General features: G+C 38.6%; 22 protein-coding genes. All 22 read right to left on the bottom strand.

The features are described 5' to 3' along the window. Positions 1 to 53 precede the first annotated feature (53 nt). The gene (locus tag MKY76_RS05260) at positions 54 to 356 is read right to left on the bottom strand and encodes an EscU/YscU/HrcU family type III secretion system export apparatus switch protein (RefSeq protein WP_048391628.1); all 303 of its coding nucleotides are present in this window, start codon (positions 354 to 356) and stop codon (positions 54 to 56) included. Continuing rightward, complete coding sequence (locus MKY76_RS05255; RefSeq protein ID WP_103117576.1) at positions 353 to 2,242, bottom strand: hypothetical protein; 1,890 nt, start codon at positions 2,240 to 2,242, stop codon at positions 353 to 355. Before MKY76_RS05255 ends, MKY76_RS05260 begins: the two co-directional genes overlap by 4 nt. Before the next feature lie 56 nt (positions 2,243 to 2,298). After that, complete coding sequence (locus MKY76_RS05250; RefSeq protein ID WP_328012301.1) at positions 2,299 to 3,060, bottom strand: ribonuclease HII; 762 nt, start codon at positions 3,058 to 3,060, stop codon at positions 2,299 to 2,301. Positions 3,061 to 3,224: 164 nt separating this feature from the next. Beyond that, a complete protein-coding gene (gene ylqF / locus MKY76_RS05245; RefSeq protein WP_048391635.1) occupies positions 3,225 to 4,100 on the bottom strand; it encodes a ribosome biogenesis GTPase YlqF in 876 nt (291 codons plus the stop codon). Between the two features lie 57 nt (positions 4,101 to 4,157). After that, complete coding sequence (gene lepB, locus MKY76_RS05240) at positions 4,158 to 4,727, bottom strand: signal peptidase I (RefSeq protein WP_048391637.1); 570 nt, start codon at positions 4,725 to 4,727, stop codon at positions 4,158 to 4,160. 105 nt (positions 4,728 to 4,832) lie between these two features. Continuing rightward, positions 4,833 to 5,177, bottom strand: coding sequence for a 50S ribosomal protein L19 (rplS, locus tag MKY76_RS05235; RefSeq protein WP_004269407.1), 345 nt, complete (start codon positions 5,175 to 5,177; stop codon positions 4,833 to 4,835). A 116-nt stretch (positions 5,178 to 5,293) separates the two neighbouring features. Beyond that, positions 5,294 to 6,031 (bottom strand): tRNA (guanosine(37)-N1)-methyltransferase TrmD, encoded by a 738-nt coding sequence (gene trmD / locus MKY76_RS05230; protein ID WP_066037837.1) that lies wholly within the window; start codon positions 6,029 to 6,031, stop codon positions 5,294 to 5,296. Further along, the gene (gene rimM, locus MKY76_RS05225; protein WP_054550508.1) at positions 6,031 to 6,546 is read right to left on the bottom strand and encodes a ribosome maturation factor RimM; all 516 of its coding nucleotides are present in this window, start codon (positions 6,544 to 6,546) and stop codon (positions 6,031 to 6,033) included. Before rimM ends, trmD begins: the two co-directional genes overlap by 1 nt. A gap of 371 nt (positions 6,547 to 6,917) precedes the next feature. Further along, on the bottom strand, positions 6,918 to 7,151 hold the full coding sequence (locus tag MKY76_RS05220; protein WP_004269410.1) for a KH domain-containing protein: 234 nt from the start codon (positions 7,149 to 7,151) through the stop codon (positions 6,918 to 6,920). Between the two features lie 15 nt (positions 7,152 to 7,166). Further along, positions 7,167 to 7,439, bottom strand: a complete 273-nt coding sequence (gene rpsP / locus MKY76_RS05215) for a 30S ribosomal protein S16 (RefSeq protein ID WP_004269411.1) — start codon at positions 7,437 to 7,439, stop codon at positions 7,167 to 7,169. 94 nt (positions 7,440 to 7,533) lie between these two features. Then, positions 7,534 to 8,892 (bottom strand): signal recognition particle protein, encoded by a 1,359-nt coding sequence (gene ffh / locus MKY76_RS05210; RefSeq protein WP_048391641.1) that lies wholly within the window; start codon positions 8,890 to 8,892, stop codon positions 7,534 to 7,536. Between the two features lie 12 nt (positions 8,893 to 8,904). Further along, on the bottom strand, positions 8,905 to 9,240 hold the full coding sequence (locus tag MKY76_RS05205) for a putative DNA-binding protein (protein ID WP_048391643.1): 336 nt from the start codon (positions 9,238 to 9,240) through the stop codon (positions 8,905 to 8,907). Between the two features lie 295 nt (positions 9,241 to 9,535). Beyond that, positions 9,536 to 10,813, bottom strand: coding sequence for a signal recognition particle-docking protein FtsY (gene ftsY / locus MKY76_RS05200; protein WP_257961818.1), 1,278 nt, complete (start codon positions 10,811 to 10,813; stop codon positions 9,536 to 9,538). After that, complete coding sequence (smc, locus tag MKY76_RS05195) at positions 10,810 to 14,391, bottom strand: chromosome segregation protein SMC (protein ID WP_112117481.1); 3,582 nt, start codon at positions 14,389 to 14,391, stop codon at positions 10,810 to 10,812. Before smc ends, ftsY begins: the two co-directional genes overlap by 4 nt. Before the next feature lie 3 nt (positions 14,392 to 14,394). Next, the gene (gene rnc / locus MKY76_RS05190; protein WP_012293239.1) at positions 14,395 to 15,159 is read right to left on the bottom strand and encodes a ribonuclease III; all 765 of its coding nucleotides are present in this window, start codon (positions 15,157 to 15,159) and stop codon (positions 14,395 to 14,397) included. A 388-nt stretch (positions 15,160 to 15,547) separates the two neighbouring features. Then, on the bottom strand, positions 15,548 to 15,784 hold the full coding sequence (gene acpP, locus MKY76_RS05185; RefSeq protein WP_009371143.1) for an acyl carrier protein: 237 nt from the start codon (positions 15,782 to 15,784) through the stop codon (positions 15,548 to 15,550). A gap of 58 nt (positions 15,785 to 15,842) precedes the next feature. Then, positions 15,843 to 16,589 carry a 3-oxoacyl-[acyl-carrier-protein] reductase gene (fabG, locus tag MKY76_RS05180; RefSeq protein WP_004269418.1) on the bottom strand — a complete coding sequence of 249 codons (747 nt, stop codon included), beginning with the start codon at positions 16,587 to 16,589 and terminating at the stop codon, positions 15,843 to 15,845. Further along, complete coding sequence (gene fabD / locus MKY76_RS05175) at positions 16,582 to 17,535, bottom strand: ACP S-malonyltransferase (RefSeq protein WP_342557488.1); 954 nt, start codon at positions 17,533 to 17,535, stop codon at positions 16,582 to 16,584. The genes fabG and fabD overlap by 8 nt, the downstream gene beginning before the upstream one ends. Before the next feature lie 18 nt (positions 17,536 to 17,553). Next, on the bottom strand, positions 17,554 to 18,546 hold the full coding sequence (gene plsX / locus MKY76_RS05170; RefSeq protein WP_112117480.1) for a phosphate acyltransferase PlsX: 993 nt from the start codon (positions 18,544 to 18,546) through the stop codon (positions 17,554 to 17,556). Between the two features lie 2 nt (positions 18,547 to 18,548). After that, positions 18,549 to 19,121 (bottom strand): transcription factor FapR, encoded by a 573-nt coding sequence (fapR, locus tag MKY76_RS05165; protein ID WP_004269421.1) that lies wholly within the window; start codon positions 19,119 to 19,121, stop codon positions 18,549 to 18,551. Positions 19,122 to 19,253: 132 nt separating this feature from the next. Further along, entirely contained in the window at positions 19,254 to 21,299 is a 2,046-nt protein-coding gene (recG, locus tag MKY76_RS05160; RefSeq protein ID WP_048391653.1) for an ATP-dependent DNA helicase RecG, read from the bottom strand. 133 nt (positions 21,300 to 21,432) lie between these two features. Continuing rightward, complete coding sequence (locus tag MKY76_RS05155; protein WP_342557487.1) at positions 21,433 to 22,536, bottom strand: dipeptide epimerase; 1,104 nt, start codon at positions 22,534 to 22,536, stop codon at positions 21,433 to 21,435. Positions 22,537 to 22,544 lie beyond the last annotated feature (8 nt).

Raw genomic sequence — 22,544 nt, 5'->3', positions numbered from 1 at the left:
CTTATTATGACGCTTTTTTCTATTTTGTGTACTAAAACAGCTTGTAAAAATAATCAGAATAATTCATTTTTTCTATATTTTTGCGCATGTTGCTGATCCAAACGATAAATAAATGCGAAAACTTCTGCTACTGCCTGATATAATTCTTCAGGAATAGACTCATTTAAATCTAATTGACCAAGTAACTGCACAAGGTTAGGATCCTCATAAATCGGCACATTATGCTCATTTGCTCTTGCCAAAATGTTCTCAGCAATTTTCCCTTTTCCCTTTGCTACAACAGTGGGACTATCAAATTGACCAAGCTTATACGTAAGCGCAATTGCCTCTTTTCGAGTAAGTTTTTCTTCGCTCATACGCGGATATCCACCCCACTCTGCTCCTCTCGCTGTTCTACTACAGGACCTACTTTTTCCGTTTGCCCTTTATCAAATTGTTTAATAAACACACCTGAAAGTTGATAATTTTTTTCAGCCAGTCCAATTTTTAAAGCAGCCTTCAACGGTTCAGCAAGTGATTGAATTTCCGAATTTTCATTAAAGACCGTTACTGTGACAACTCTATTTTGAACCTGCATATCAATCACTGTTTCTTGCATAGATGCCATTTGTAAATAAAATAATACGCGTGCATAGTTAGCATCAATTTTGCCATTATCTTTCATGCGACCATTCCATTGTAAGGTTGCATCCATCTTCTTACCAAAAAATTCAAGTGGAACTTGCATGATGAGCTGATGTTGATGACCATTTTCTCCTGAAGATAGCTGCATTCCATTCATACGCGTCATAAGCATCTCTGCCGCTTCCTTCATTTGAGGTGGTATATTAGTTTCCTGCAATAATGTATGGAGCTGTGGCTTTAGCTGATGCGCAATCATGTGTAAATCAGCCGACTTGTTTCCGAGTGTAGCCTCGTAGCTAATTCCTAAATTTTTCAACACCGTTTTAAGTGCATGTTCCATCGCTTTACTATCCATTGAATTTTGTACTAGTGCTTCTGCTTGTGTCACAACTTGCTGTATAAATGGTTGCGAAGAATTAATACTATTTTTCACCAGATTGCGCATGAGTGCCTCATTCTGTGAAGGAGAATTGGCCTCTTGCTTAATTAGGGATAACAAATGATCTTTCATAGAAAGTGTATGGGCATCCTGTGTAAATAAACGATCAGCTGTATTTTGAGTAAAAGCTTTTAATAACTGATCCTGCATTTGTTTAGCAAAAACATCTAGCGTTTGTTTTGATACTGGTAGCTGATTAAAACGATCCACCAGCTGATTGATTTGCTGTTTTTGCTCATTCGTTAATAAATTTTGACTTTCGGTCCATGATTTAAGCTGTTCCACCAGTTGTCTAGCATTTTCTGGCTTTGTAGCAAGAATGGTTTGAATAACTTGACCAGCTTGCTGTATTGGCTGAAAGGCTTTTGCTTCATTCATTTTTGACCAGTTTTGCAATGTAGCCTGCTGGGGAAGAATCCCCGACTCTTTTAGCATTGATAAAGCTTGCATTTTTTCATTCATTGTCGTAGCACTATTCGTTAAACTTTGTAAAAGCCTTGCAAGTACTGCACTACCTGTTTCTACTTCAAAGGGCTTAGCAATCGCTTGTACTTGTTGCATTAAATTTTGCCTCAATGACTCAGATAGGGTTGTATCTTTCGCTAAAAGCTGAGCAAAGTTATCCATGATAGCAGTCATACCAGATGTCTTTTGACCACTCATCAATGCTTGAAACACATCGTTTATCATAGGCATTTTAAGCTCTATCATTTTTTGAATGGTTTGTAGAGCATCTACTTTTGATATACCCTCTGGCAATGCCTTTAACCACATTTCAGCTTGCAGCATTTGCTCTTTAGAAATGGGTAGCTGCGCTTTCATAAAATGCCCTAATAATTGCTGCATCTCTGCAGATTTTGGCAAATTCATGGATTCTAATAACTGATTAATTTGCTGACTCGGTGTAGATGCCTGCGCCATCGGTCCAGTCACTATTTTCAATTCCGTTTGTGGATTTGTCCCTGTTACCTGAAAGAAATGGGCATCCCCAGCTTTTAATGGTACTTCGAGTTTAGCTATAAATTTTTGATTACCTACTTGTATTTCTGCCATTTGATCTGGATATAATTGCTTAATTGTTCCATGAAATACTTGTCCTTGTTTTAAAGCAAGTGGTTGATTTGTCGAAGTCATTGCATTTTGCTGCATCTGAATTGGATTAAATGATGTGGCTGTCATATACATACTCCTTTCATCAATTACTCCTTCGTGTAATTGTCTACCGTTTTTTATCTTTATGAAAACATAGATTTTATTGGTTCAAATGATTTACGATGGTGAATAGTCGGTCCAAATTCTTCTAACGCTTTTAAATGTTGCTTAGTCCCATACCCTGCATGTTGCGCAAAGCCATACATTGGAAATTCCTCGTCTAATTGCTCCATATAATCATCCCGTGCTGTTTTAGCTAAAATGGATGCAGCTGCTATCGCTAAGCTCTTAGCATCTCCTTTTATAATCGAATCTTGAGGAATTGTAATAGGTAATGTCATAGCATCTACTAAAACAACATTCGGCTTCGTTGACAATGATTCAACACTTACCTTCATAGATTGTTTTGTTGCCTCATATATATTCAGTTCATCAATTTGTTGGGCAGATTGAAAATGAATAAAATAGCTTATGGCATGCTCTTTAATTAATGTTGCAAAGCCGTTTCGTTTATCCTTCGATAATTGCTTTGAGTCATTCAGACCAACAAGTGCCTCACAATTTGTCGGTAAAATTACTGCTGCCGTTACGACTGGTCCTGCTAGTGGTCCTCTTCCTGCTTCATCTACACCCGCAATAAATGTATCTGTTCCCCCATAGCTTAAATCAAATGTAACTTTTTTTTGATGATCTTGCAGTAATTGATGTTTTTTATCTTGTCTCTTTTGCCAAGTTAGCCAAGCCTTTTGTACACCTGCTCTTTCATCGGCTGCAACTTCTTTCATCCAATCTTGCCATTCCTCAGCAGCTTTCAATGCAGTTGTAATTTCCTTAATGGTTTTCATTGTGTACTCCTTCTTGCTTCTATTCATTCAAACTATATCATGTTCAGTTATTATGTAGTCTCTTTAACTTGAAAACTATTTTCCTCTCTATAGTCATTATCGGTTAAAAAATGTATTCCTAAAAGAAAAACTGTCACAAAAGAACGTGTGACAGTTTTAAATACTTATAATTGTTCAGTTTCCTTTTCTAACTGTTCATCCACAAAATCAAAGGTAAGTTTACCTAATTGTAATCCACGGATATCTCGAACAATTAGTTGAGCTACTTGATCATAATCTATTTCTCCACCAGGACCAAATACACGACGCAGCTTACCAATATGGTCAAAAGTATCCACTAACTCCTCATGGATAAACTCAAGACCGTAACGCTCTTCCATACGCTTTGGGTAATGATTAGATAAGAAGCGTAATCCATAGACAGCTAGGTCTTCCATATTTGTAATAGTATCCTTAATAGCACCAGTTAAAGCTAATTTAAAGCCTACTTCTTGATCCTCAAACTTTGGCCATAAAATACCTGGTGTATCCAATAGTTCAAGCTCTTTACCAACTTTGATCCATTGCTGTGCCTTTGTCACACCTGGTGTATTGCCTGTTTTAGCGATATTTTTTTTCGCTAATCGATTTATCAATGTTGATTTTCCCACGTTTGGAATACCCACAATCATGGCACGAATAGCTCTAGGCTTCATTCCTCTTGCTTTCATGCGATCAAATTTTTCTTTTAAAATATCTTGTGCCGCTTTTGTGACTTGCTGTAAGCCCTTGCCCTCAAGTGAGTTAATGGCTACTGCTTTATGGCCACGCTTTGCAAAATACTCTACCCATTTCCGTGTTTCTTGTTCATCTGCCATATCCGCTTTATTTAAGATCAAAAGACGAGGTTTTTGGTTAATGACTTCGTCAATCATCGGATTACGTGAGGATAGCGGTAAACGTGCATCTATTAATTCAAAGATAATATCGACAAGCTTTAATTTTTCAGTTACTTCACGTCGGGCTTTAGCCATATGCCCTGGAAACCATTGTATCGTCACAGCTATACCTCCTAAACTAAAAGAAAAAGGGAGTGATTATGCTCTCCCTTTCTTACATTACTTTACAATTTTTATATCACTAAATGGCCAGAAAATCAGACTAGTATTACCGATAATTTCTTTTTGGTTAACAAGGCCAATATGTCGACTGTCTTTACTATATCGACGATTATCTCCCATAACAAAGATATACCCCTCAGGAATGGTATTGCTATCCAAGGAAACATCAATGTCATTTAAGGTGAAATCTTCTGTTAAAGTCCCCTCTGTGATTTGTGCTTTATAGGCATCTAAATAGGGTTCTTCAATTGGCTCACCATTTATATACAATTGATCATCCTTATACTCTAATGTATCTCCTGGCAATCCAATTACACGCTTTATGTAATTTTTTTGTTCAGGTGCATGAAATACAACGATATCAAAACGTTTAGGCTCACCTATTTTATAACCAATTTTATTCACAATCATTCGGTCGCCATCTTCAAGGGTTGGCATCATGGACTCTCCATCAACTGCAATGGGTGTAAATAAAAAATATCGAATAACTGCAGCAATCGCAAATGCAATTAATAGTGCTTTTGTCCATTCCCATAATTCATTTTTTTCTTTCACTTGTTTTTCCATTGAGAATTGCCCCCTTGTCTAACACCATTTTAGATGATAGTGAATAAAGATGACAAGCAAAAAGAAAAGAGGCTTGAACACAAGCCCCTCACTTTTAAGTCATAATTATCGAATTTCTTTAATACGAGCAGCTTTACCACGTAGGTTACGTAGGTAGTAAAGTTTAGCACGACGTACTTTACCACGACGTACAACTTCTAAGTTAGCGATTTTTGGTGTGTGTACAGGGAATGTACGCTCAACACCTACACCGTAAGAAATTTTACGAACTGTGAAAGTTTCGCTAATTCCGCCACCACGACGTTTAATTACTACACCTTCGAAAATTTGGATACGTTCACGAGTACCCTCTACTACTTTCACGTGTACCTTAACAGTATCACCAGGACGGAAAGTTGGTAGATCAGAGCGAAGCTGAGATTTTGTAATTTCTGCAATAATGTTTGACATTGTTTTCTCTCCTTAGACAGATGCTCTTGCACGCAATCTATGCCACAGCGGAACACCGTAATTCAGTACTCCACATAGAAGTACAGATTAGATGTTATCATAAATAGATTCGGCAATCAAGCATCTAGACGATTGTTTTTTAGTTTTTCTAGATACAATTTTTGCTTGTCTGTTAATGGGTATTGCTCCAGTAAGTCAGGACGACGCTCAAAAGTTCTTTTCAGCGACTGTTCCTCTCGCCATTGCTCGATTTTAGCATGATTCCCCGATAATAAAACATCAGGTACCTTCATGCCACGGAACTCCGCAGGACGTGTATAATGTGGATGCTCAAGGAGACCTGTTGAAAAAGAATCCTGGATATGAGAATCCTCTTGTCCTAAGACACCTGGTAACAATCTAACTACGCTATCAATAACAGTCATAGCGCCTAATTCTCCACCTGTTAAGACAAAATCGCCAATGGAAATCTCGTCTGTCACGAGATGCTGACGTATACGCTCATCATAGCCTTCATAATGACCACATAAGAACACTAACTCTGTCTCCTGCGCTAGCTCCTCTGCTTTTTTCTGCGTAAATCGTTCGCCCTGAGGACACATTAATATGATACGTGGCTGTTTCCCTGCAGTTATAGCCTCTACTGCACTAAACATTGGTTCAGGCTTTAATACCATACCTGCACCACCACCATATGGATAGTCGTCAACCTGATTATGCTTGTTCCCTGAAAATGTACGAATATCCGTTACCTCTAAATTTACAGCTCCCTTTTCTTGTGCCTTCTTTAAAATAGATGCACCAAAAACACCTGAAAACATATCAGGGAACAGGCTCAATACATGAATATTCATCATAATAAGCCTTCCATAACATGAATGACTATTTTTTTGTCCCTAACATCAATATCTTTCACGATATCTTCTATATAAGGGATATAGTGTTCTTTCTTAGTCCCTTTCACTACCCATACATCGTTTGCCCCTGTTTGCAGGATATCTGCTACTATACCGATTGTCTCGCCCTCTTCAGAAATAACTGTGCAGCCTATTATTTCATGGAAAAAGAACTCATTTTCTTCAAGAAGATCATCAGTCATTTGATCTTTTGTCACTTTCAGCATGCCTTCTTTAAATGGCTCAACCAAGTTGATATTGTTCATGCCTTCAAAAGTTAATAAAATAAAGTTTTTATGACGACGCATAGAGTCAATCGTTACCCAGGTTGGCTTCTTATCGTCTTTTTTAAAGGCAGCAAGCTTATTTCCTACTGCAAAACGCTCTTCTTCAAAGTCTGTTGTCGATAATACACGTACCTCACCACGAATACCGTGCGTATTGACAATTCGACCTACATTAAACCATTCCATTCTATTTCACCTCGTAAAAAACATGCTTATCTTCACAATGCATCTGGCTCATCCAAAAAAGGTTCCGTTCTTGCAGATGTGCTTTGGAAGAATGTAGTTTTAGCTAAGACTCATTTGTCTTGTCAACAATAATATAAGCAATATCCTTTATCTATACTCCTTATTTAAGCTTTAATTTCCACTTAAACAGAAGTTATCGATATGCTGATGTTAAAAAAAGATAAAAAAAGGAAGGAACCTACAAGCTCCCTCCTTTTTCGTCCAGATTTTACGCTTTATACTAAAAGGCCACTTTGAACTCCTAAGCGACATGTAAACACACCTATCAGGACTCACTAGTACTTGTTGCAAGAGCGTGAAAATCTTTTCTATTAATCCAATATATCGACGTAGGTCTTCTTTTGATGGTGACTACCTGCCGCTGAATAAACAATTGTACGAATCGCTTTTGCTACTCGCCCTTGCTTGCCTATGACTTTCCCTCTATCCTCTGGATGAACAAAAAGTTTATAAACAATTCGATTTGCATTTTCATCCGTCTCAATACGAACTTCTTCTGGATAATCGACTAACGGTAAAACGATTGCTTCAATCAGCTGCTTCAAAGACGTCGCCCCCGATTATTTACTGAATTTTTGGTTATGGAATTTTTCCATGATACCTTGTTCTGAGAACAGGTTACGTACTGTATCTGATGGTTTTGCACCGTCAGCTAACCATTTAAGAGCTTTCTCTTCATCAATGTTTACAGTAGCTGGTTGAGTTAGTGGGTTGTAAGTACCAACTGTTTCGATTTGACGACCATCACGTGGTGAACGAGCGTCTGCAACTACGATACGATAGAAAGGAGATTTTTTAGCTCCCATACGTTTTAAGCGAATTTTAACTGCCATTTTAATAGCACCTCCGAATAAGTTTCACACAAGATAGTATATTATCAATGTTTAGGTTGTTTGTAAAGGGTTTTTTCTTAACACCTAAAAATTATTATTTAAACAATGAATCAAAGCCTGGTAATTTCATTTTTTTCTTCCCTTTACCACTTGCCATTCCAGTCATTTGTTTCATCATTTTTTTCATTTCATCGAATTGTTTAATGAGACGATTTACCTCTTGAATAGATGTCCCAGAGCCTTTCGCAATACGCTTTTTACGGCTACCATTAATGATTTCTGGGTTGGTCTTTTCAGCAGGCGTCATCGAGTAAATAATGGCCTCTACACGCCCCATTTGCTTATCATCAACTTTTACATTATCTAAGCCTTTGATTTTGTTAGCACCTGGTAGCATTTTTAAAATTTCATCAAGAGGGCCCATTTTCTTGACTTGCTGTAATTGCTCGACAAAATCATCAAAAGTAAATGTTTGAGATTTAAACTTTTCTTCTAATTCTTTTGCCTTGGCTTCATCTACATTTGCCTGAGCTTTCTCGATAAGGGACAGAACATCGCCCATACCTAATATACGAGACGCCATACGCTCTGGATGGAATGGTTCAAGCGCATCCATTTTTTCGCCCATCCCGACAAATTTAATTGGTTTTTGCGTCACAGAACGGATAGATAATGCAGCACCACCACGCGTATCACCGTCAAGTTTTGTTAAAACAACCCCAGTAATACCGATTGCTTCATTAAAGCTTTCTGCTACATTGACTGCATCTTGACCCGTCATGGCATCAACAACTAGGAAAACCTCATCTGGCTCTTTTAATGCACGAATATCCTTTAACTCTTGCATTAGGTCTTCATCGATATGAAGTCGACCAGCTGTATCAATAATCACTACATCATGATGCTCTTCCTTTGCCAATTCAATTGCCTGACGTGCAATTTCTACAGGAGATACCTCAGTACCTAGCGCAAAAACAGGTAGTGATAACTGTTTTCCTAATGTTTGTAATTGTTGGACAGCTGCTGGACGATAAACGTCAGCGGCAACTAATAATGGTTTACGATTATATTTTTTTCGTAGAACATTTGCCAATTTACCTGTAGTGGTCGTTTTACCCGCACCTTGTAGACCAACCATCATAATGACAGTGGGTGGCTTCGTATTAAACTTAATGGGACTTTGTTCGCCCCCCATTAATTCTGTTAGTTCATCCTGTACAATTTTAATAACTTGCTGACCTGGTGTTAAACTTTGCATAACATCAACACCGACAGCACGTTCACTTACCTTTTTCACGAATTCTTTGACTACTTTTAAGTTAACATCCGCCTCGATTAAAGCAAATCGGACTTCTCGCATCATTTCTTTAACGTCTTGCTCTGACACTTTTCCTTTGCCTTTAATCTTTTGGATCGTTCCTTGGAGTCGTTCCGCTAATCCTTCAAAAGCCATTGCTTTCGCCTCCTAATCCCATTCTTTCAGCTGCTCAATAAGTGCTAGCTGCTCTTCAGCTGTCATACTTTTTTCTGTAATCCCCTGTGTTAGCTGTGACAGCATTTGGGTACGTTGTTGAAATTTTTCAAGTAAACATAATTTTTCTTCATATTCCTCAAGCATCGCTTCAGTTCGACGAATATTATCGTAAACAGCTTGGCGTGAAACACCATACGATTCAGCGATTTCTCCTAGAGAGTTATCATCCAAATAATATAGCTCCATATAACTTCTTTGCTTATCTGTTAATAATGCTTGATAAAAGTCGAAGAGAAAGTTCATGCGTGTTGTTTTTTCAAGTAGCATCGAATGTTTCTCCTCCCGCTATTAGTCATTTGTATCATAACGAAAAGCGCCCGTCTGTGTCAAGGTAATCTCCTTGTCTAAAAGCCTAAATTATAGCTTTCAGGCATTTTTTGCCTTTGGCTAGTATTACTCTTTTAAACAAGTCAATTCACCTATACACAATCGAGCGTTTTTATCTATTATGTGTCAGTGTCACTTTATCCAATTTTGTTCAAAAGCTGAAGCAAACTAAGCATCCTGCTTTCTGAATAGAAAAGAGATATATGGCATTTAATATAAAACTATTCAGCCACTGTTAGCTGTTTTCATCATTATTTTGTAGTTCCTTATCCAAACCATCAGCAAATAGTCCATAGACATATCGTTCTGCATCAAATGGCTGTAAATCATCCATTTTCTCACCAAGACCCACAAATTTTACAGGAATGTGCAGCTTGTTACGAATAGCAAGAACAATACCCCCTTTAGCAGTACCGTCTAACTTTGTTAAAACAATCCCTGTCACATTCGTTGCCTCTTTAAATGTTTGTGCTTGAACAAGCGCATTTTGGCCAGTTGTTGCATCTAATGCTAATAATACTTCATGTGGAGCATTTGGAATTTCACGTGAAATAACACGATGAACTTTTTCAAGCTCATTCATTAGGTTCACTTTGTTCTGCAAGCGTCCAGCTGTATCACAAATCAATACATCTGCTTTTCTGTTTTTTGCTGCACGAATCGCATCATACATAACTGCTGCTGGGTCAGAGCCTTCTGATTGTTTAATAACCTCACAACCAACACGATCTCCCCATACTTGTAATTGATCAATAGCACCTGCACGGAACGTATCACCCGCAGCTAATACAACCGTTTTCCCTTGAGACTTTAAACGGTGTGCTAGCTTACCTATCGTTGTTGTTTTCCCAACACCATTTACACCAACAAATAGAATAACAGTTAGTTCACCATCTGGCTGCATAGTTAGTTCAATTAAATCTTCTTCACCTTGCTCGTAAATCTCTACAAGCTTCTCAGAAATCACAGCTTGAATGCCATTTGTATCTTTAATATTTTTACGTTGCACTTCATAACGCAGTTTATCCATGAGTTCCATGACTGTTTCAAATCCAACATCAGCCTGTAATAGTAAGTCCTCTAATTCTTCAAAGAAATCCTCATCCACTTTACGATAGCGTGCAACAAGGTCATTCACTTTTGATGTAAAAGAATTACGTGTTTTTTCAAGACCAGCCTTGAATTTTTGTGTTATTGACCAAGCAGAAGGCTTTTTCTCTTCCAGTAGTTCATCCTCTACTACTGCTAGCTCCTGAACATCTAGTTGTGCTTCTTCTATTTCAGGTGAAGGCTCGGCTTCCACGTCGACTTCTTTCACAATCACCATTTCTGGTGATTCTACATCTTGTTCAGACACTTTTAGATCAACGGTTTCAATGGCAGCAGGTTCGTTTGATTCTTTAAAATCTGGCTCCGAATGGTCAGATTCCTGTTCGTTGTCGGTTGCGTCTAACTTCTCTTCCTCTGCTGGATTACCCATTAATTTATCTTTTAAACGTTTAAAAAAACTCATGCTTGTTCGCTCCTTTGCTCCGCAAGTACGGGTTCATCTTCTAGTTTTACTGATACAAGTTTCGACACACCTGATTCTTGCATTGTTATACCATACAAGACATCAGCTCCCTCCATTGTTCCTTTACGATGAGTAATCACAATGAATTGTGTGTCGAGACTAAACTTTTTCAAATATTGGCTATAACGCACAACATTCGCTTCATCTAAAGCCGCCTCTACTTCATCCAGAATACAAAATGGTACAGGTCGAATATTTAAGATGGAGAATAGTAAAGCAATGGCCGTAAGTGCACGCTCACCACCAGAAAGCAAACTTAAATTCTGTAATTTTTTTCCTGGAGGCTGTGCAACAATTTCAATACCTGTTTCCAATAAATTTTGTGGGTCAATTAAAACCAAATCAGCTTGCCCCCCGCCAAACAATTCACGGAAAACACGTTTAAATTGCTCTCTAATAGCATAAAACGTTTCACTAAAGCGCAACGTCATTTCTTCATCCATTTCTTTGATTGCTTCATGTAATGTTTCCTGTGCAGCAAGCAAGTCCTCTCGTTGTTCAGTTAAGAAAGTATGACGTTCTAGTACTCTATCATATTCCTCAATCGCACTTAAATTAACAGGTCCTAGCTCTTCAATGGATCTTTTTAACAATTTAACACGTCTTCGCACAAACTCTTCATCTTCTATTGCCAGAGCTTCTTTCTCAGCCTCTTCGAATGTTAACTGATAATTTTCTTCGAGTTGTTCGATAAAATTATCCATTTCAAATTCTACACGATTACGTTTTAACTCATTGGCACGAATTGCTTCAAGGTATCCTTTATGAATACGCTGTAGTTCCTTGAGTTGTTCTTCTAATGTAGAGAGTTCTTGTTGTTGTCCTATTTTCTGCTCTTTCTTTTCAGAAATAGTCTCTTGTAAGGCATCTCTTCTTGCTTTCCATGTCACAACCTGTTCCTCGACCTCTTCATCACTTAAATGATTTGTCGATTCATCAGATTGAAGCCACATTATTTCCTGAGAAATATTTTTAACTTTTTGTTGTGCTTTGTTTAATTGTAGTGCCAGTTCAGCAGTTGTAATTTGAACTTGTGACATTTGTTCTTGCATAACCGCTAGCTGTGAACGTTTTTCGGCAAGCTGTTCTCGTAAGACATCTTTCTCTGTCTCCCCCTGTAACTTTACCTTACTTAATTGTTCGACAGTTTCATTGATTTCGACAAGCTCTACAGCAAGGGTATTTAAGCGCTCCTCTGCTGCTTGCTTTTGTGTTAACAATGCTTCCTCACGTGTTTTTACATCTTTTGTTTCAGTTGAAGCAAAGGTTACTCTAGCCGATAAGCTTTTTTCTACGACTTCTAGCTCACGAATACGACTTGACTGTTGCATCTCATCTTTTCGTAATTGCTCTCCTTCAAGCTTTAATTGCTCTACTTGATCTCGCAGTACTGCAAGCTTCTCTTTTTCGGCTGCAACAGCCTGTTCAGCACTATAAATGGAAGCCTGTAACGATTCTAGCTTAATGATTAAATCATCTAACTCTGCTTTTCTTGTAAAGAGTGAGGATTGCTGTTTCAGTGCACCACCTGTTAAGGAACCCCCTGCATTAACAATATCTCCTTCAAGTGTGACAACTCGGTATCGGAAACCACATAATCGGGCAATTTGACTTGCGCCTTCTAAATTTGATGCCACGATGACATTCCCTAATAGATTTTCAACAATTGTTCGATTGTCTTCATTAAAAGTGACGAGTGCATCTGCCATTTGAACAAAGGCAGGATGTTCAGTTGCTAGCTGAATAGTTCCTGGATTAATTTTGCGTGATTTCATGACTGTTTTCGGTAAAAAAGTAGCACGTCCAGCCCGTTTTTGTTTTAACCAGTGAATAGCCTGTTGCGCATGGCGCTCATTGGTTGTGACAATATGTTGAGAGGCAGCACCTAAAGCTGTTTCAATCGCTTGTGAATACTTTCCTTCAACTTGGATTAACTCTGCTACAGCACCCTCAATACCTTGTAAATCACCTTTATCTCGAGCAAGCAAGACTTCTTTAACACCTTGGAAGAACCCAGAAAAATCAGCTTCGAGTTCAGCTAATGTATCTTTTCTAGCCTTTAGTTGTTGTTGGTGTTGATACGCTTTGTACAACATATCCTGTTTTTCGCTAAAAGAAATATTGACATTTTTCAACTGTATTTGTAAGGTTTCATATTGCTCTAATTTTTTCTGTAAATCATTGGTTGTCAAAGCATGTTCAACCACTAGCTTTTCTTTTTCAGCAATGATTTGCATAAGCTCTTGTCCAATTTCATCTGTTTGATCGGACATTTTTGCCGCCATTGCCTTTTGTTGAGCTAATTGCTGATCGATATTTTTTAATTCATTCTTGACTGTTGCTTCTTCATTTAATGAATCAATATATCGATTTTTATAGTCTTCTATTTCTTCCTCGATTTCTGTCACAGACCGATTTAACGATTGTTCTAACTGCTTGATGCTCTGCTTTAATACTGATACGGCTTGTTGCTTCTCGGAGAACACTTCTTTTTTCTCCTGTTCTTGAACCAGGAGTAATTCTACTTCCGCCTTAGCCTCTTGTAATGTTGTATTCAGTTGTAATAGTTGATTCGATGCATTTTGGCGTTTTTCAGCCATTAATGCCTTACGACCATCCCAACGCTCTACCTCCATAGTGGCATTGACAAGCTCAGCCTGCGAAACATCCAAATAATCATCTAGATCTTTTAATAGCTTACGTATATTGGCGGTCTGTTTATCAATCATTGAAATATTTTGAGCTTGTTCTAGCTCTGTTGCAGAAAGCTTCGTAAATTCCTCTTTAAGCGCATGCAAAGATTGTGCACAATTTTTAAAATCATGCACAAGAATTGCAATATCAAAATCCTTTAGCTCAGAAGACATTTGTACATAATCTCTTGCACTAGATGCCTGCATTTCAAGCGGCTCTAATCGGTTGTCTAATTCATGGAGAATGTCTAATACACGATACAAATTTTCATCTGTCTCAACAAGCTTATGCTCAGCTTTTTTCTTTCTTAATTTATACTTTAAAACGCCAGCTGCCTCTTCAAAAATAGAACGACGATCATCAGGTCGACTATTTAAAATTTCATCAACACGACCTTGAGAGATAATTGAAAATGCCTCTTTCCCAAGTCCTGAATCCATAAACAAGTCCGTAATATCCTTCAGGCGACACTGTTGGTTATTTAATAAATATTCACTATCACCTGAACGGTATACGCGTCTTGTTACACTGACTTCTGTATAAGAAAAAGCAAGTTGCTCATCAGTATTATCTAAAATAAGTGTTACTTCTGCAAAGTTGAGTGGCTTACGAGAGTCACTCCCAGCGAAAATAACATCTTCCATCTTTGCTCCACGTAACGACTTTGCCGATTGCTCCCCAAGTACCCAACGAATCGCATCTGTGACATTACTTTTTCCACTGCCATTTGGTCCAACAACGGCTGTAACACCAGGTACAAAATCAATTCCAATGCGTTCCGCAAAAGATTTAAAGCCAATCACTTCTAGTCGTTTTAGGAACATCTATTAAGCCTCCTCTTTTGCAGCTTCTTCACGCATCATCCGCATTGCACATTGTGCAGCTTGCTGCTCGGCTTCTTTTTTTGATTTTCCACGACCAATACCAAGCTCTTGTCCATTTAATAATACGCTTGATACAAAGGTACGATTATGTGCTGGGCCTTTTTCATCGATAATCTCATAATGAAGAAGTCCATTATTCGTTTGCTGTACCATTTCTTGCAATTGACTTTTAAAATCCATCACATGCGAAAAAGCACCGACTTCTACTTTTGGGAACACGATTCGTTCTAAAAATGACACGACCGTTTGTAAATCTTGATCTAAATAGAGTGCACCTACAAATGATTCAAAGACATCTGCAAGCAGCGCTGGACGTTCCCGACCACCTGTTAATTCCTCACCTTTTCCAAGTAATACAAAGCGTCCAAAGCCTAGCTCGTTAGCAAATATCACTAGTGATGGCTCACATACAATGGAAGCTCTTAGCTTTGTTAACTCACCCTCGCTCATATTTGGGTATTTCTCAAAAAGATATTTAGAAACAGACAGTTCAAGTACTGCGTCTCCTAAAAATTCAAGACGCTCATTATCCGTAAATAATTTACGGCGATGCTCATTCACATAAGATGAATGCGTGAATGCTTGATACAATAAATTTTTATTAATAAATGTGATATTTAATTCATGCTGTAACAGCTCAAATTGGTTGCGTACTTTTTCAGGAAGTACGCCAGATTTCTGCATAGTTCCTTTTCTTTTCATAGCCATTGAACAAATCTGCCTTCCTAATAGTTTCTACCGTTTTAGTGTACCTTTTTCAGGGCGTTTATGCAAAAGTATTTCGGCTTAAACACAATGTTTTGGAAATTTTTCATAAAATTCCTCTTTATACAGCATGCATCTCCCATGAGAGAGAATTTTGAAGCTGACTGGTCATTAGATTTTTAATATAAAAAAGGGACGTTAATAGATCGAAAACCGATCCATTTCGTCCCCTTTAAATACATCTTCATTCATTGAATCTGCTCCTTCAAACAAGGAATGCAGAAAAAGTAATTTCTACTTTATTCAAGCTACCATAAAACCATTGTATGATTACGATGACCATTACACCATTAGAGGTGATCTATTTTCACTAAATAAAGTTTTAACGAAATTAGTTTAATTTACTTTCGATGTATGAGATTGCAGTACCTACTGTTGAGATTTTTTCAGCATCTTCATCAGAAATTTCCATATCGAATTCGTCTTCAAGCTCCATTACAAGCTCAACTACGTCTAATGAGTCAGCACCTAAATCATCACGGAAAGAAGCTTCAAGCGTTACTTCGCTTTCTTCCACACCTAAACGGTCCACGATTACTTTTGTTACGCGTTCTAATACTGTAGACAAATGATTCACCTCCCCTCAAATGATTATACAAAAAATCAGCTTATATGCCTAATTGAAATTACATAACCATACCGCCATCAATATGAAGCGTTTGTCCAGTCATATAATTTGCGTCCTCCGATGCTAGGAAAGCTACTGCTTTTGCGATATCCTCTGGCTGACCAAGTTTCGCAAGAGGAATCTGTGTTAGCATACCTTGTTTGATATCCTCTGGCAATTGTTCTGTCATTTCTGTTTCGATAAAACCTGGTGCAATAGCATTAACTAAAATATTACGAGAAGCTAATTCCTTTGCCGTCGTTTTCGTTAGTCCAATAACACCTGCTTTAGCCGCAACATAGTTGGCTTGACCAGCATTACCCGCTACACCAACGATGGAAGAAATGTTAATAATGCGACCTGCACGTTGCTTCATCATTTGACGTGTGACCGCTTTTGTACAAAGGAAAACACCTTTAAGGTTCGTATTTAATACATCGTCCCATTCGTCTTCTTTCATACGCATAATCAAGTTATCTCTTGTAATACCAGCATTATTCACTAAAATATCAAGGGAGCCGTATGTTTTCACAGCAGCATCCATTAATGCTGTCACTTCTTCTGTCTGAGAGACGCTAGCTTGTACAGCAATTGCTTCCCCACCGTTTTCTTGAATCATCGCTACTACTTCTTCTGCTTTTGCCTGAGAGCCGCTATAGTTCACGACAACCTTAGCACCTTCTTCTGCAAGCTTTAAAGCAATAGCACGTCCAATCCCTCTTGAAGCTCCTGTTACAACAGCTACTTTTCCTTCTAATTTACGCATTAATTGACCACTCCTTCGACGCTTCTAAAACTGCTTCTAACGAAGCTTCATCATAAACACAATAAGTTGCAACAGAGCGATCAATTTTTTTCAAGAGACCGCTTAATACTTTACCAGGTCCACATTCGATAAAGACGTCAACACCTTGCGCAAGCATTTCACGCATAGAAGCTTCCCATTGAACAGCACTGTATACCTGTTCAACTAGCTCTTGTTGTATTGCTGCTACATCTTTTAATTCCTTCGCCATCACATTGCCAATTACAGGGATTTTAGGTACAGATAAAGAAATCTCTGCCAATGCTGCTTGCAGTTTCTCTGAAGATGGACGCATTAAATCAGAGTGGAAGGGACCACTTACAACTAAAGGTATTGCTCGTTTTGCACCAGCTTCTTTGGCAGCAACACTTGCTTTATCCACACCTTCTTTAGTGCCCGAAATAACAATTTGTCCTGGACAATTCACATTAGCCACCTGAACAGAGTCACCTGATGCTGATACCTGCTCTGTTACCTCGTTCAATGCCTCTAGTTCCATTCCTAAAATTGCCGCCATTGCGCCTTGACCTGCTGGCACAGCTTCATTCATATAAAGACCTCGTTTATACACGATTGACACGGCATCATCAAATGACATAACACCTGCTAACACCAGTGCACCATACTCTCCAAGTGAATGACCCGCTGCGTAGTGTGGTTGAATACCTGCTGCGCGTAACTTTTCAGCCACCATTACACCAGTAGTAAGTAGCGCTGGCTGTGCATGATATGTCAGTGTTAACTCTTCTGCTGGACCTTCTAACATTAATTTAGATAATTCAAATTGAAGAGCTTGATCTGCGCGATCATAAAATGCTTTACTTTCTGCAGCATTTTCAACAAACTCTTGACCCATTCCAACTACTTGTGAACCCTGTCCTGGAAAAATAAATGCTATTTTTGTCATTTGAATAATCCCCTTTGCTTAATCAATTTCTATGTGGCGTACTGTCTCCGTAATCGTCGAAATAACCGTATGCTCTACCATCGTATTGGCTTGTCGAATGGCACTGAAAATCGCTTTCGCATTTGATGATCCATGTGCCTTAATAACAGGTGCTTGTAAGCCAAACAATCCTGCGCCACCATACTCTGTATAGTCCATTTTATTTTTCAAGTCACGTAAATTATTTTTCATGAGCGCTGCTGAAATTTTCGTTTTCGTTGAAGACATAAAGGCCTCTTTTAACATAGAAAATAAAGCACCTGCTGTCCCTTCAATAGACTTCAACACCATATTTCCTGTAAAGCCATCTGTTACAACAACATCAGCTACTCCTTCAAGTAAATCACGTGCTTCTACATTTCCTATAAAATCCAAATCTGCTTCCTTCAATAATTCGAAGGCAGCTTTTGTTAATTCATTCCCTTTTTTATCCTCGGTACCGATATTTAATAAGCCAATTCGTGGTTTTTGCAAACCTCCAACCTTTTTAGCATAAATATCACCCATAATGGCATATTGCACTAAATGCTCTGGGCGAGCATCTGCATTTGCCCCTAAATCAAGCATTAAAAACCCTTTACCGTCTAATGTTGGTAGCGTTGTAGCTAATGCTGGTCTAGCTATTCCCTCAATGCGACCTACTTTAAATAGGCCACCCGCCATCAGGGCCCCTGTGTTCCCTGCAGAAAGGCAAGCATCTGCTTTACCCTCTTCTACTGCATCCATCATACGTGCCATGGAAGAATCCTTTTTTCTACGAACAGCACGGGCAGGATCATCAGTTCCTTCTACTGCTTCCTCACAATGTATAACCTTTAATCGATCATGTTGTTTTAAAAATGGTTCCAGCTTATCTTGATGACCATATAGTTGAATTTCTAAGTTTGGAATTTGCTCTAATGCTAAAAGTGCACCTTCAACAACTGACTTTGGTGCATTGTCTCCACCCATTCCATCAAGCGCTAATTTCATTGTTACTCACCTTTACCTTTCGTGCGGTACATATCAAACTCACCAACAAAAACGGTTTCACCATTAACGGTAGATGTTACCTCAACTTTTGTTCGATGTGTTTGTTCATCTCGTCCGATAACAATCGCTTTTGTAATAACACGATTTCCAGCTCGTACAGGTTTCACAAACGTAATATTGGAATGTACGGTTAATGCTAGTTCGTCATCAATTACTGCAACCGCTAATGAATTTGCTTGCGCAAACAAATGATGCCCACGTGCGATGCCATTACGCTGAAAAACATGCTCTTCTTGTACATCAAAAATCGAGAGTGCTCGATGATCTAATTCAATATCTACTATCTCCCCAATGACCTCATCAATCGGGAGAGATTTTACTTCATTTTCATAGTTTTTTGAAGCAACATCTTTAATTCGCTCGCGTAATTCTGGTATTGATAATTCCATACGGTCTAAACGAATTGTTTGGACACTTACCTGAAACTGTGTTGCTAGCTGTTCATCTGTGACGAATGGATTTTCAGCTATCGTTTCAGATAGTAGTCGCTGTCGCTCTTTTTTCGTTCGTCTCAACTTCATTCGCCACCTTTTGAGTTGTTATTAGCACTTGGTACTAATATCAGTATATAGAGTATAAAAAAAGAATGCAAGACTTGTTTTGAAATCAAGTACTTACATTCTTTCTGTGCTAACAAGCTTCTCAGATTAATCGAAGCGCTCTCCTTGTAAAACACCAGTATCTTCTAGCATTTTACGCAAGTATTGATAGTCGTCATCCTGCCAAAACTCTTTTGTTTCAAGCATCTCTGAGGCATCTTTTCTAGCGGTCTCCAATATACGATAATCATGTACTAAATCAGCTACTTTAAAATCAGGTAAACCACTTTGCTTTCTACCAAAAAAGTCTCCTGGTCCCCTTAATTCAAGATCTTTTTCAGCTAAACGGAAACCATCATTTGTTTCTGTCATCGATTGCATACGTTCTTTCCCCTCATCAGACTTAGGATCTGCAAGTAAAATACAGTATGATTGGTGCTCACCACGACCAACACGACCTCGAAGCTGATGCAGCTGCGCTAGGCCAAAGCGTTCAGCATCATAGACAAGCATAAAGGTAGCATTTGGTACATTTACACCTACCTCTACAACGGTTGTAGAAACTAAAACTTGAATAGTCCCTTCACTAAAAGCACGCATAACCGCATCTTTTTCATCTGCTGATAAACGCCCATGCATTAAACCAACATGGTAACGATCTTTAAAATAAGTCGCTAGCTGCTCATAAATTTCCACAGCATTCTGAACATCAAGCTTATCGGATTCCTCGATAAGCGGACAAATCGCATAGGCTTGTCTTCCAGCCGCTAGCTCTAATTCTAACTTAGATAAAACGGAGCCGAATTGTTCTTTCTTCATCCAATGCGTTTCAATCTGCTTACGCCCTGCTGGCATTTCATCAATCATTGATACGTCCATTTCCCCAAATGCAGTAATAGCTAATGTTCGTGGTATCGGGGTAGCTGTCATAAAAAGCACATCGGGATTCTCCCCTTTATCACGCAAAATACGTCGTTGCTCCACACCAAAGCGGTGCTGTTCATCCGTGATGACAAAGCCAAGTTTATGAAAAATAACATCTGGCTGGATTAGTGCATGTGTACCAATAACAATATCAAGATCTCCATTTGCCAAATCAGCTAATATCACACGTCGCTCTTTTGTTTTAGTGGACCCGGATAAGAGTGCAACACGAACACCAAATGGTTGGAACCATTCTTTCAAATTCTCTAAGTGCTGTTCTGCTAATATTTCAGTTGGTGCCATTAAGGCTCCTTGAAAACCTGCTGTTACGGCTGCATATAGCCCTATTGCTGCTACAACGGTTTTACCCGAACCTACATCCCCTTGTAGCAAGCGATTCATTCGATGCGGCTCCTTCAAATCCTTACAAATTTCATTCACCACGCGTTTTTGAGCATTCGTTAATTCATAGGGTAAGGAAGCGATAAAATCTCGTAACTTATGCACATTAAATTGAATAACTGTACCGTGTTCACTATCCTTCCTTATTTTCCGTAAAGCTTGAATACGCAATTGGAAGTTTAATAGCTCCTCATAGGCAAAGCGTCTCCTTGCTTGTTTAGCATGCCCAGCATCCAGTGGAAAATGAATACCCTCCAAGCCCTCTCTTATTGAAACAAGCTTATACGACTCTTGTAAATAATATGGAATGGTCTCTGGCAGTACTTCTCCACAATCATCTAACACTTGTCGCATATATTTTCGAAATCTTTTTTGGGGGATCAAGCCTTTCAGACTATAGACAGGCTCAAAGTCAACTTGATCTGTTTTAGGACCAAATGTAACTGAAGTGCCATTGATTACTTGTCTACCCCGATCCCATTTACCAGTCACAGTAATAATGGAACCAGGTACAAGCTTTTGCTTTAAATAGCCCTGATTGAAAAATACGACTTTTACTAAATGTCTTCCTGCTAAAACAGTTACTTGGAGTCTTGACTTATTACGACCTAAAAATAAAATCGTAGGCTCCCGCTCCACCTTACACTCAACTGTAACCCGTTCGTTATGTGGTGTTTGCGCTAAATCTTTTAAACGAAAATCTTCATGTCGATGTGGGAACGTCCATAATAAATCAGCTATTGTATTGATTCCTAGTGATTCAAGATGGGCTGCTGTTTCTTTCCCGACGCCTTTTAATTCATTGACGGGTCCATGTAATTCAGTCATCTTATCCCACAACTCCCTTCATTGATTGTTTATGTAGTGTTATACTCTCTCTATCTAATGTACCATAAATTATTTCCCTAACCCTACACATAAGCAAAAACCCTACCAATGATTGATAGGGTTACACTTTTGATTATTTAATCTCACAGGAGAAACATGTAATTTCTTTCACATATTGCTCATCAACTTCTATTCCTAATCCAGCTTTATCGCTTAACTGCAGGATGTCTTTATAGTATGTAACATTTGCCACATCTCTTACAAACATTAATGGTCCGACCATCTCATTTGTATGGATAATCGACTTACTGATGGCTAGGTGTGCCCCAGCCATTGTTCCGATTGCTGATTCAACCATAGAGCCAACTTGGCAAGGCATCTCTGCAGCCTCCGCAAGACTTGCAAGAGCTAGAGCTGGATAGATTCCACCTGATTTCATTAATTTTATATTTAGCATATCGGCAGCACGCATTTCTATGACATCGACTAAATCATAAATATTATGAACACCTTCGTCTACCATAATACTACAAGGTGAAAGGGCTCTGATTTCTTTTAACGCTCTTAAATCATGTGCTTTTACAGGTTGCTCGTACCAGTCTACATGACAGGTTGTAGTTTCTCTAATTACTTTTAGTGTCTCCATCCTATTCCAACCTTGATTGGCATCTACTCGCAGTTGCACCTCCTCACCTATTGCTTCTCTTACAGCACGAATACGAGCAATATCTAAATCAGCATTTGTACCAACCTTAATTTTAATATTACGGAAACCCGATTTTACAAATTCACTTGCATCTTTAGCCATTTCCTCAGGACTCTTAATGCTAATCACTCTAGGCACCTGTAATTCCTCATGTGCTTTTCCACCAATTAATTGATAAACTGGTTGACCAGTAATTTTCCCCATCAAATCGTAGAGTGCAATGTCCAATGCGGCTTTTGCTGAAGGGACTCCATCAATTTTTTCATTAAACTTTTTATGAATACGGTCTACTGCAAATGGATCTTCATCAATCAGTAATGGCGCTAGTTCATGTTTAATAACGTGATACGTGCTCTCCCAAGTTTCACCCGTCACATTTTGATCAGGCACAGCTTCGCCCCAGCCAACTACACCCTCTTCCGTCTCGATTCTGGTAAGAATAGTTGGCATATCATCTAAATGAACATAAGAAATAACGAAGGGTTCCTTTAATTGTAAACGTGCTGCAAACACTTCAATCTTTTTTATCACGATGTAAA

The sequence above is a fragment of the Lysinibacillus sp. FSL P4-0201 genome, from assembly GCF_038593425.1.
GTDB lineage: Bacteria > Bacillota > Bacilli > Bacillales_A > Planococcaceae > Lysinibacillus > Lysinibacillus capsici.
Note: the sequence above shows the minus strand (reverse complement) of the source record. Positions and strands in the feature narration are given on the sequence as shown.

Excerpts from the sequence above, each read along its gene's own strand:
- MKY76_RS05260 (WP_048391628.1), bottom strand. The coding sequence starts at position 356 with ATGAGCGAAGAAAAACTTACTCGAAAAGAGGCAATTGCGCTTACGTAT.
- MKY76_RS05255 (WP_103117576.1), bottom strand. The coding sequence starts at position 2,242 with ATGACAGCCACATCATTTAATCCAATTCAGATGCAGCAAAATGCAATG.
- MKY76_RS05250 (WP_328012301.1), bottom strand. The coding sequence starts at position 3,060 with ATGAAAACCATTAAGGAAATTACAACTGCATTGAAAGCTGCTGAGGAA.
- lepB (WP_048391637.1), bottom strand. The coding sequence starts at position 4,727 with ATGGAAAAACAAGTGAAAGAAAAAAATGAATTATGGGAATGGACAAAA.
- rplS (WP_004269407.1), bottom strand. The coding sequence starts at position 5,177 with ATGTCAAACATTATTGCAGAAATTACAAAATCTCAGCTTCGCTCTGAT.
- trmD (WP_066037837.1), bottom strand. The coding sequence starts at position 6,031 with ATGAATATTCATGTATTGAGCCTGTTCCCTGATATGTTTTCAGGTGTT.
- rimM (WP_054550508.1), bottom strand. The coding sequence starts at position 6,546 with ATGGAATGGTTTAATGTAGGTCGAATTGTCAATACGCACGGTATTCGT.
- rpsP (WP_004269411.1), bottom strand. The coding sequence starts at position 7,439 with ATGGCAGTTAAAATTCGCTTAAAACGTATGGGAGCTAAAAAATCTCCT.
- ffh (WP_048391641.1), bottom strand. The coding sequence starts at position 8,892 with ATGGCTTTTGAAGGATTAGCGGAACGACTCCAAGGAACGATCCAAAAG.
- MKY76_RS05205 (WP_048391643.1), bottom strand. The coding sequence starts at position 9,240 with ATGCTACTTGAAAAAACAACACGCATGAACTTTCTCTTCGACTTTTAT.
- ftsY (WP_257961818.1), bottom strand. The coding sequence starts at position 10,813 with ATGAGTTTTTTTAAACGTTTAAAAGATAAATTAATGGGTAATCCAGCA.
- smc (WP_112117481.1), bottom strand. The coding sequence starts at position 14,391 with ATGTTCCTAAAACGACTAGAAGTGATTGGCTTTAAATCTTTTGCGGAA.
- rnc (WP_012293239.1), bottom strand. The coding sequence starts at position 15,159 with ATGGCTATGAAAAGAAAAGGAACTATGCAGAAATCTGGCGTACTTCCT.
- fabG (WP_004269418.1), bottom strand. The coding sequence starts at position 16,589 with ATGCGTAAATTAGAAGGAAAAGTAGCTGTTGTAACAGGAGCTTCAAGA.
- fabD (WP_342557488.1), bottom strand. The coding sequence starts at position 17,535 with ATGACAAAAATAGCATTTATTTTTCCAGGACAGGGTTCACAAGTAGTT.
- plsX (WP_112117480.1), bottom strand. The coding sequence starts at position 18,546 with ATGAAATTAGCGCTTGATGGAATGGGTGGAGACAATGCACCAAAGTCA.
- recG (WP_048391653.1), bottom strand. The coding sequence starts at position 21,299 with ATGACTGAATTACATGGACCCGTCAATGAATTAAAAGGCGTCGGGAAA.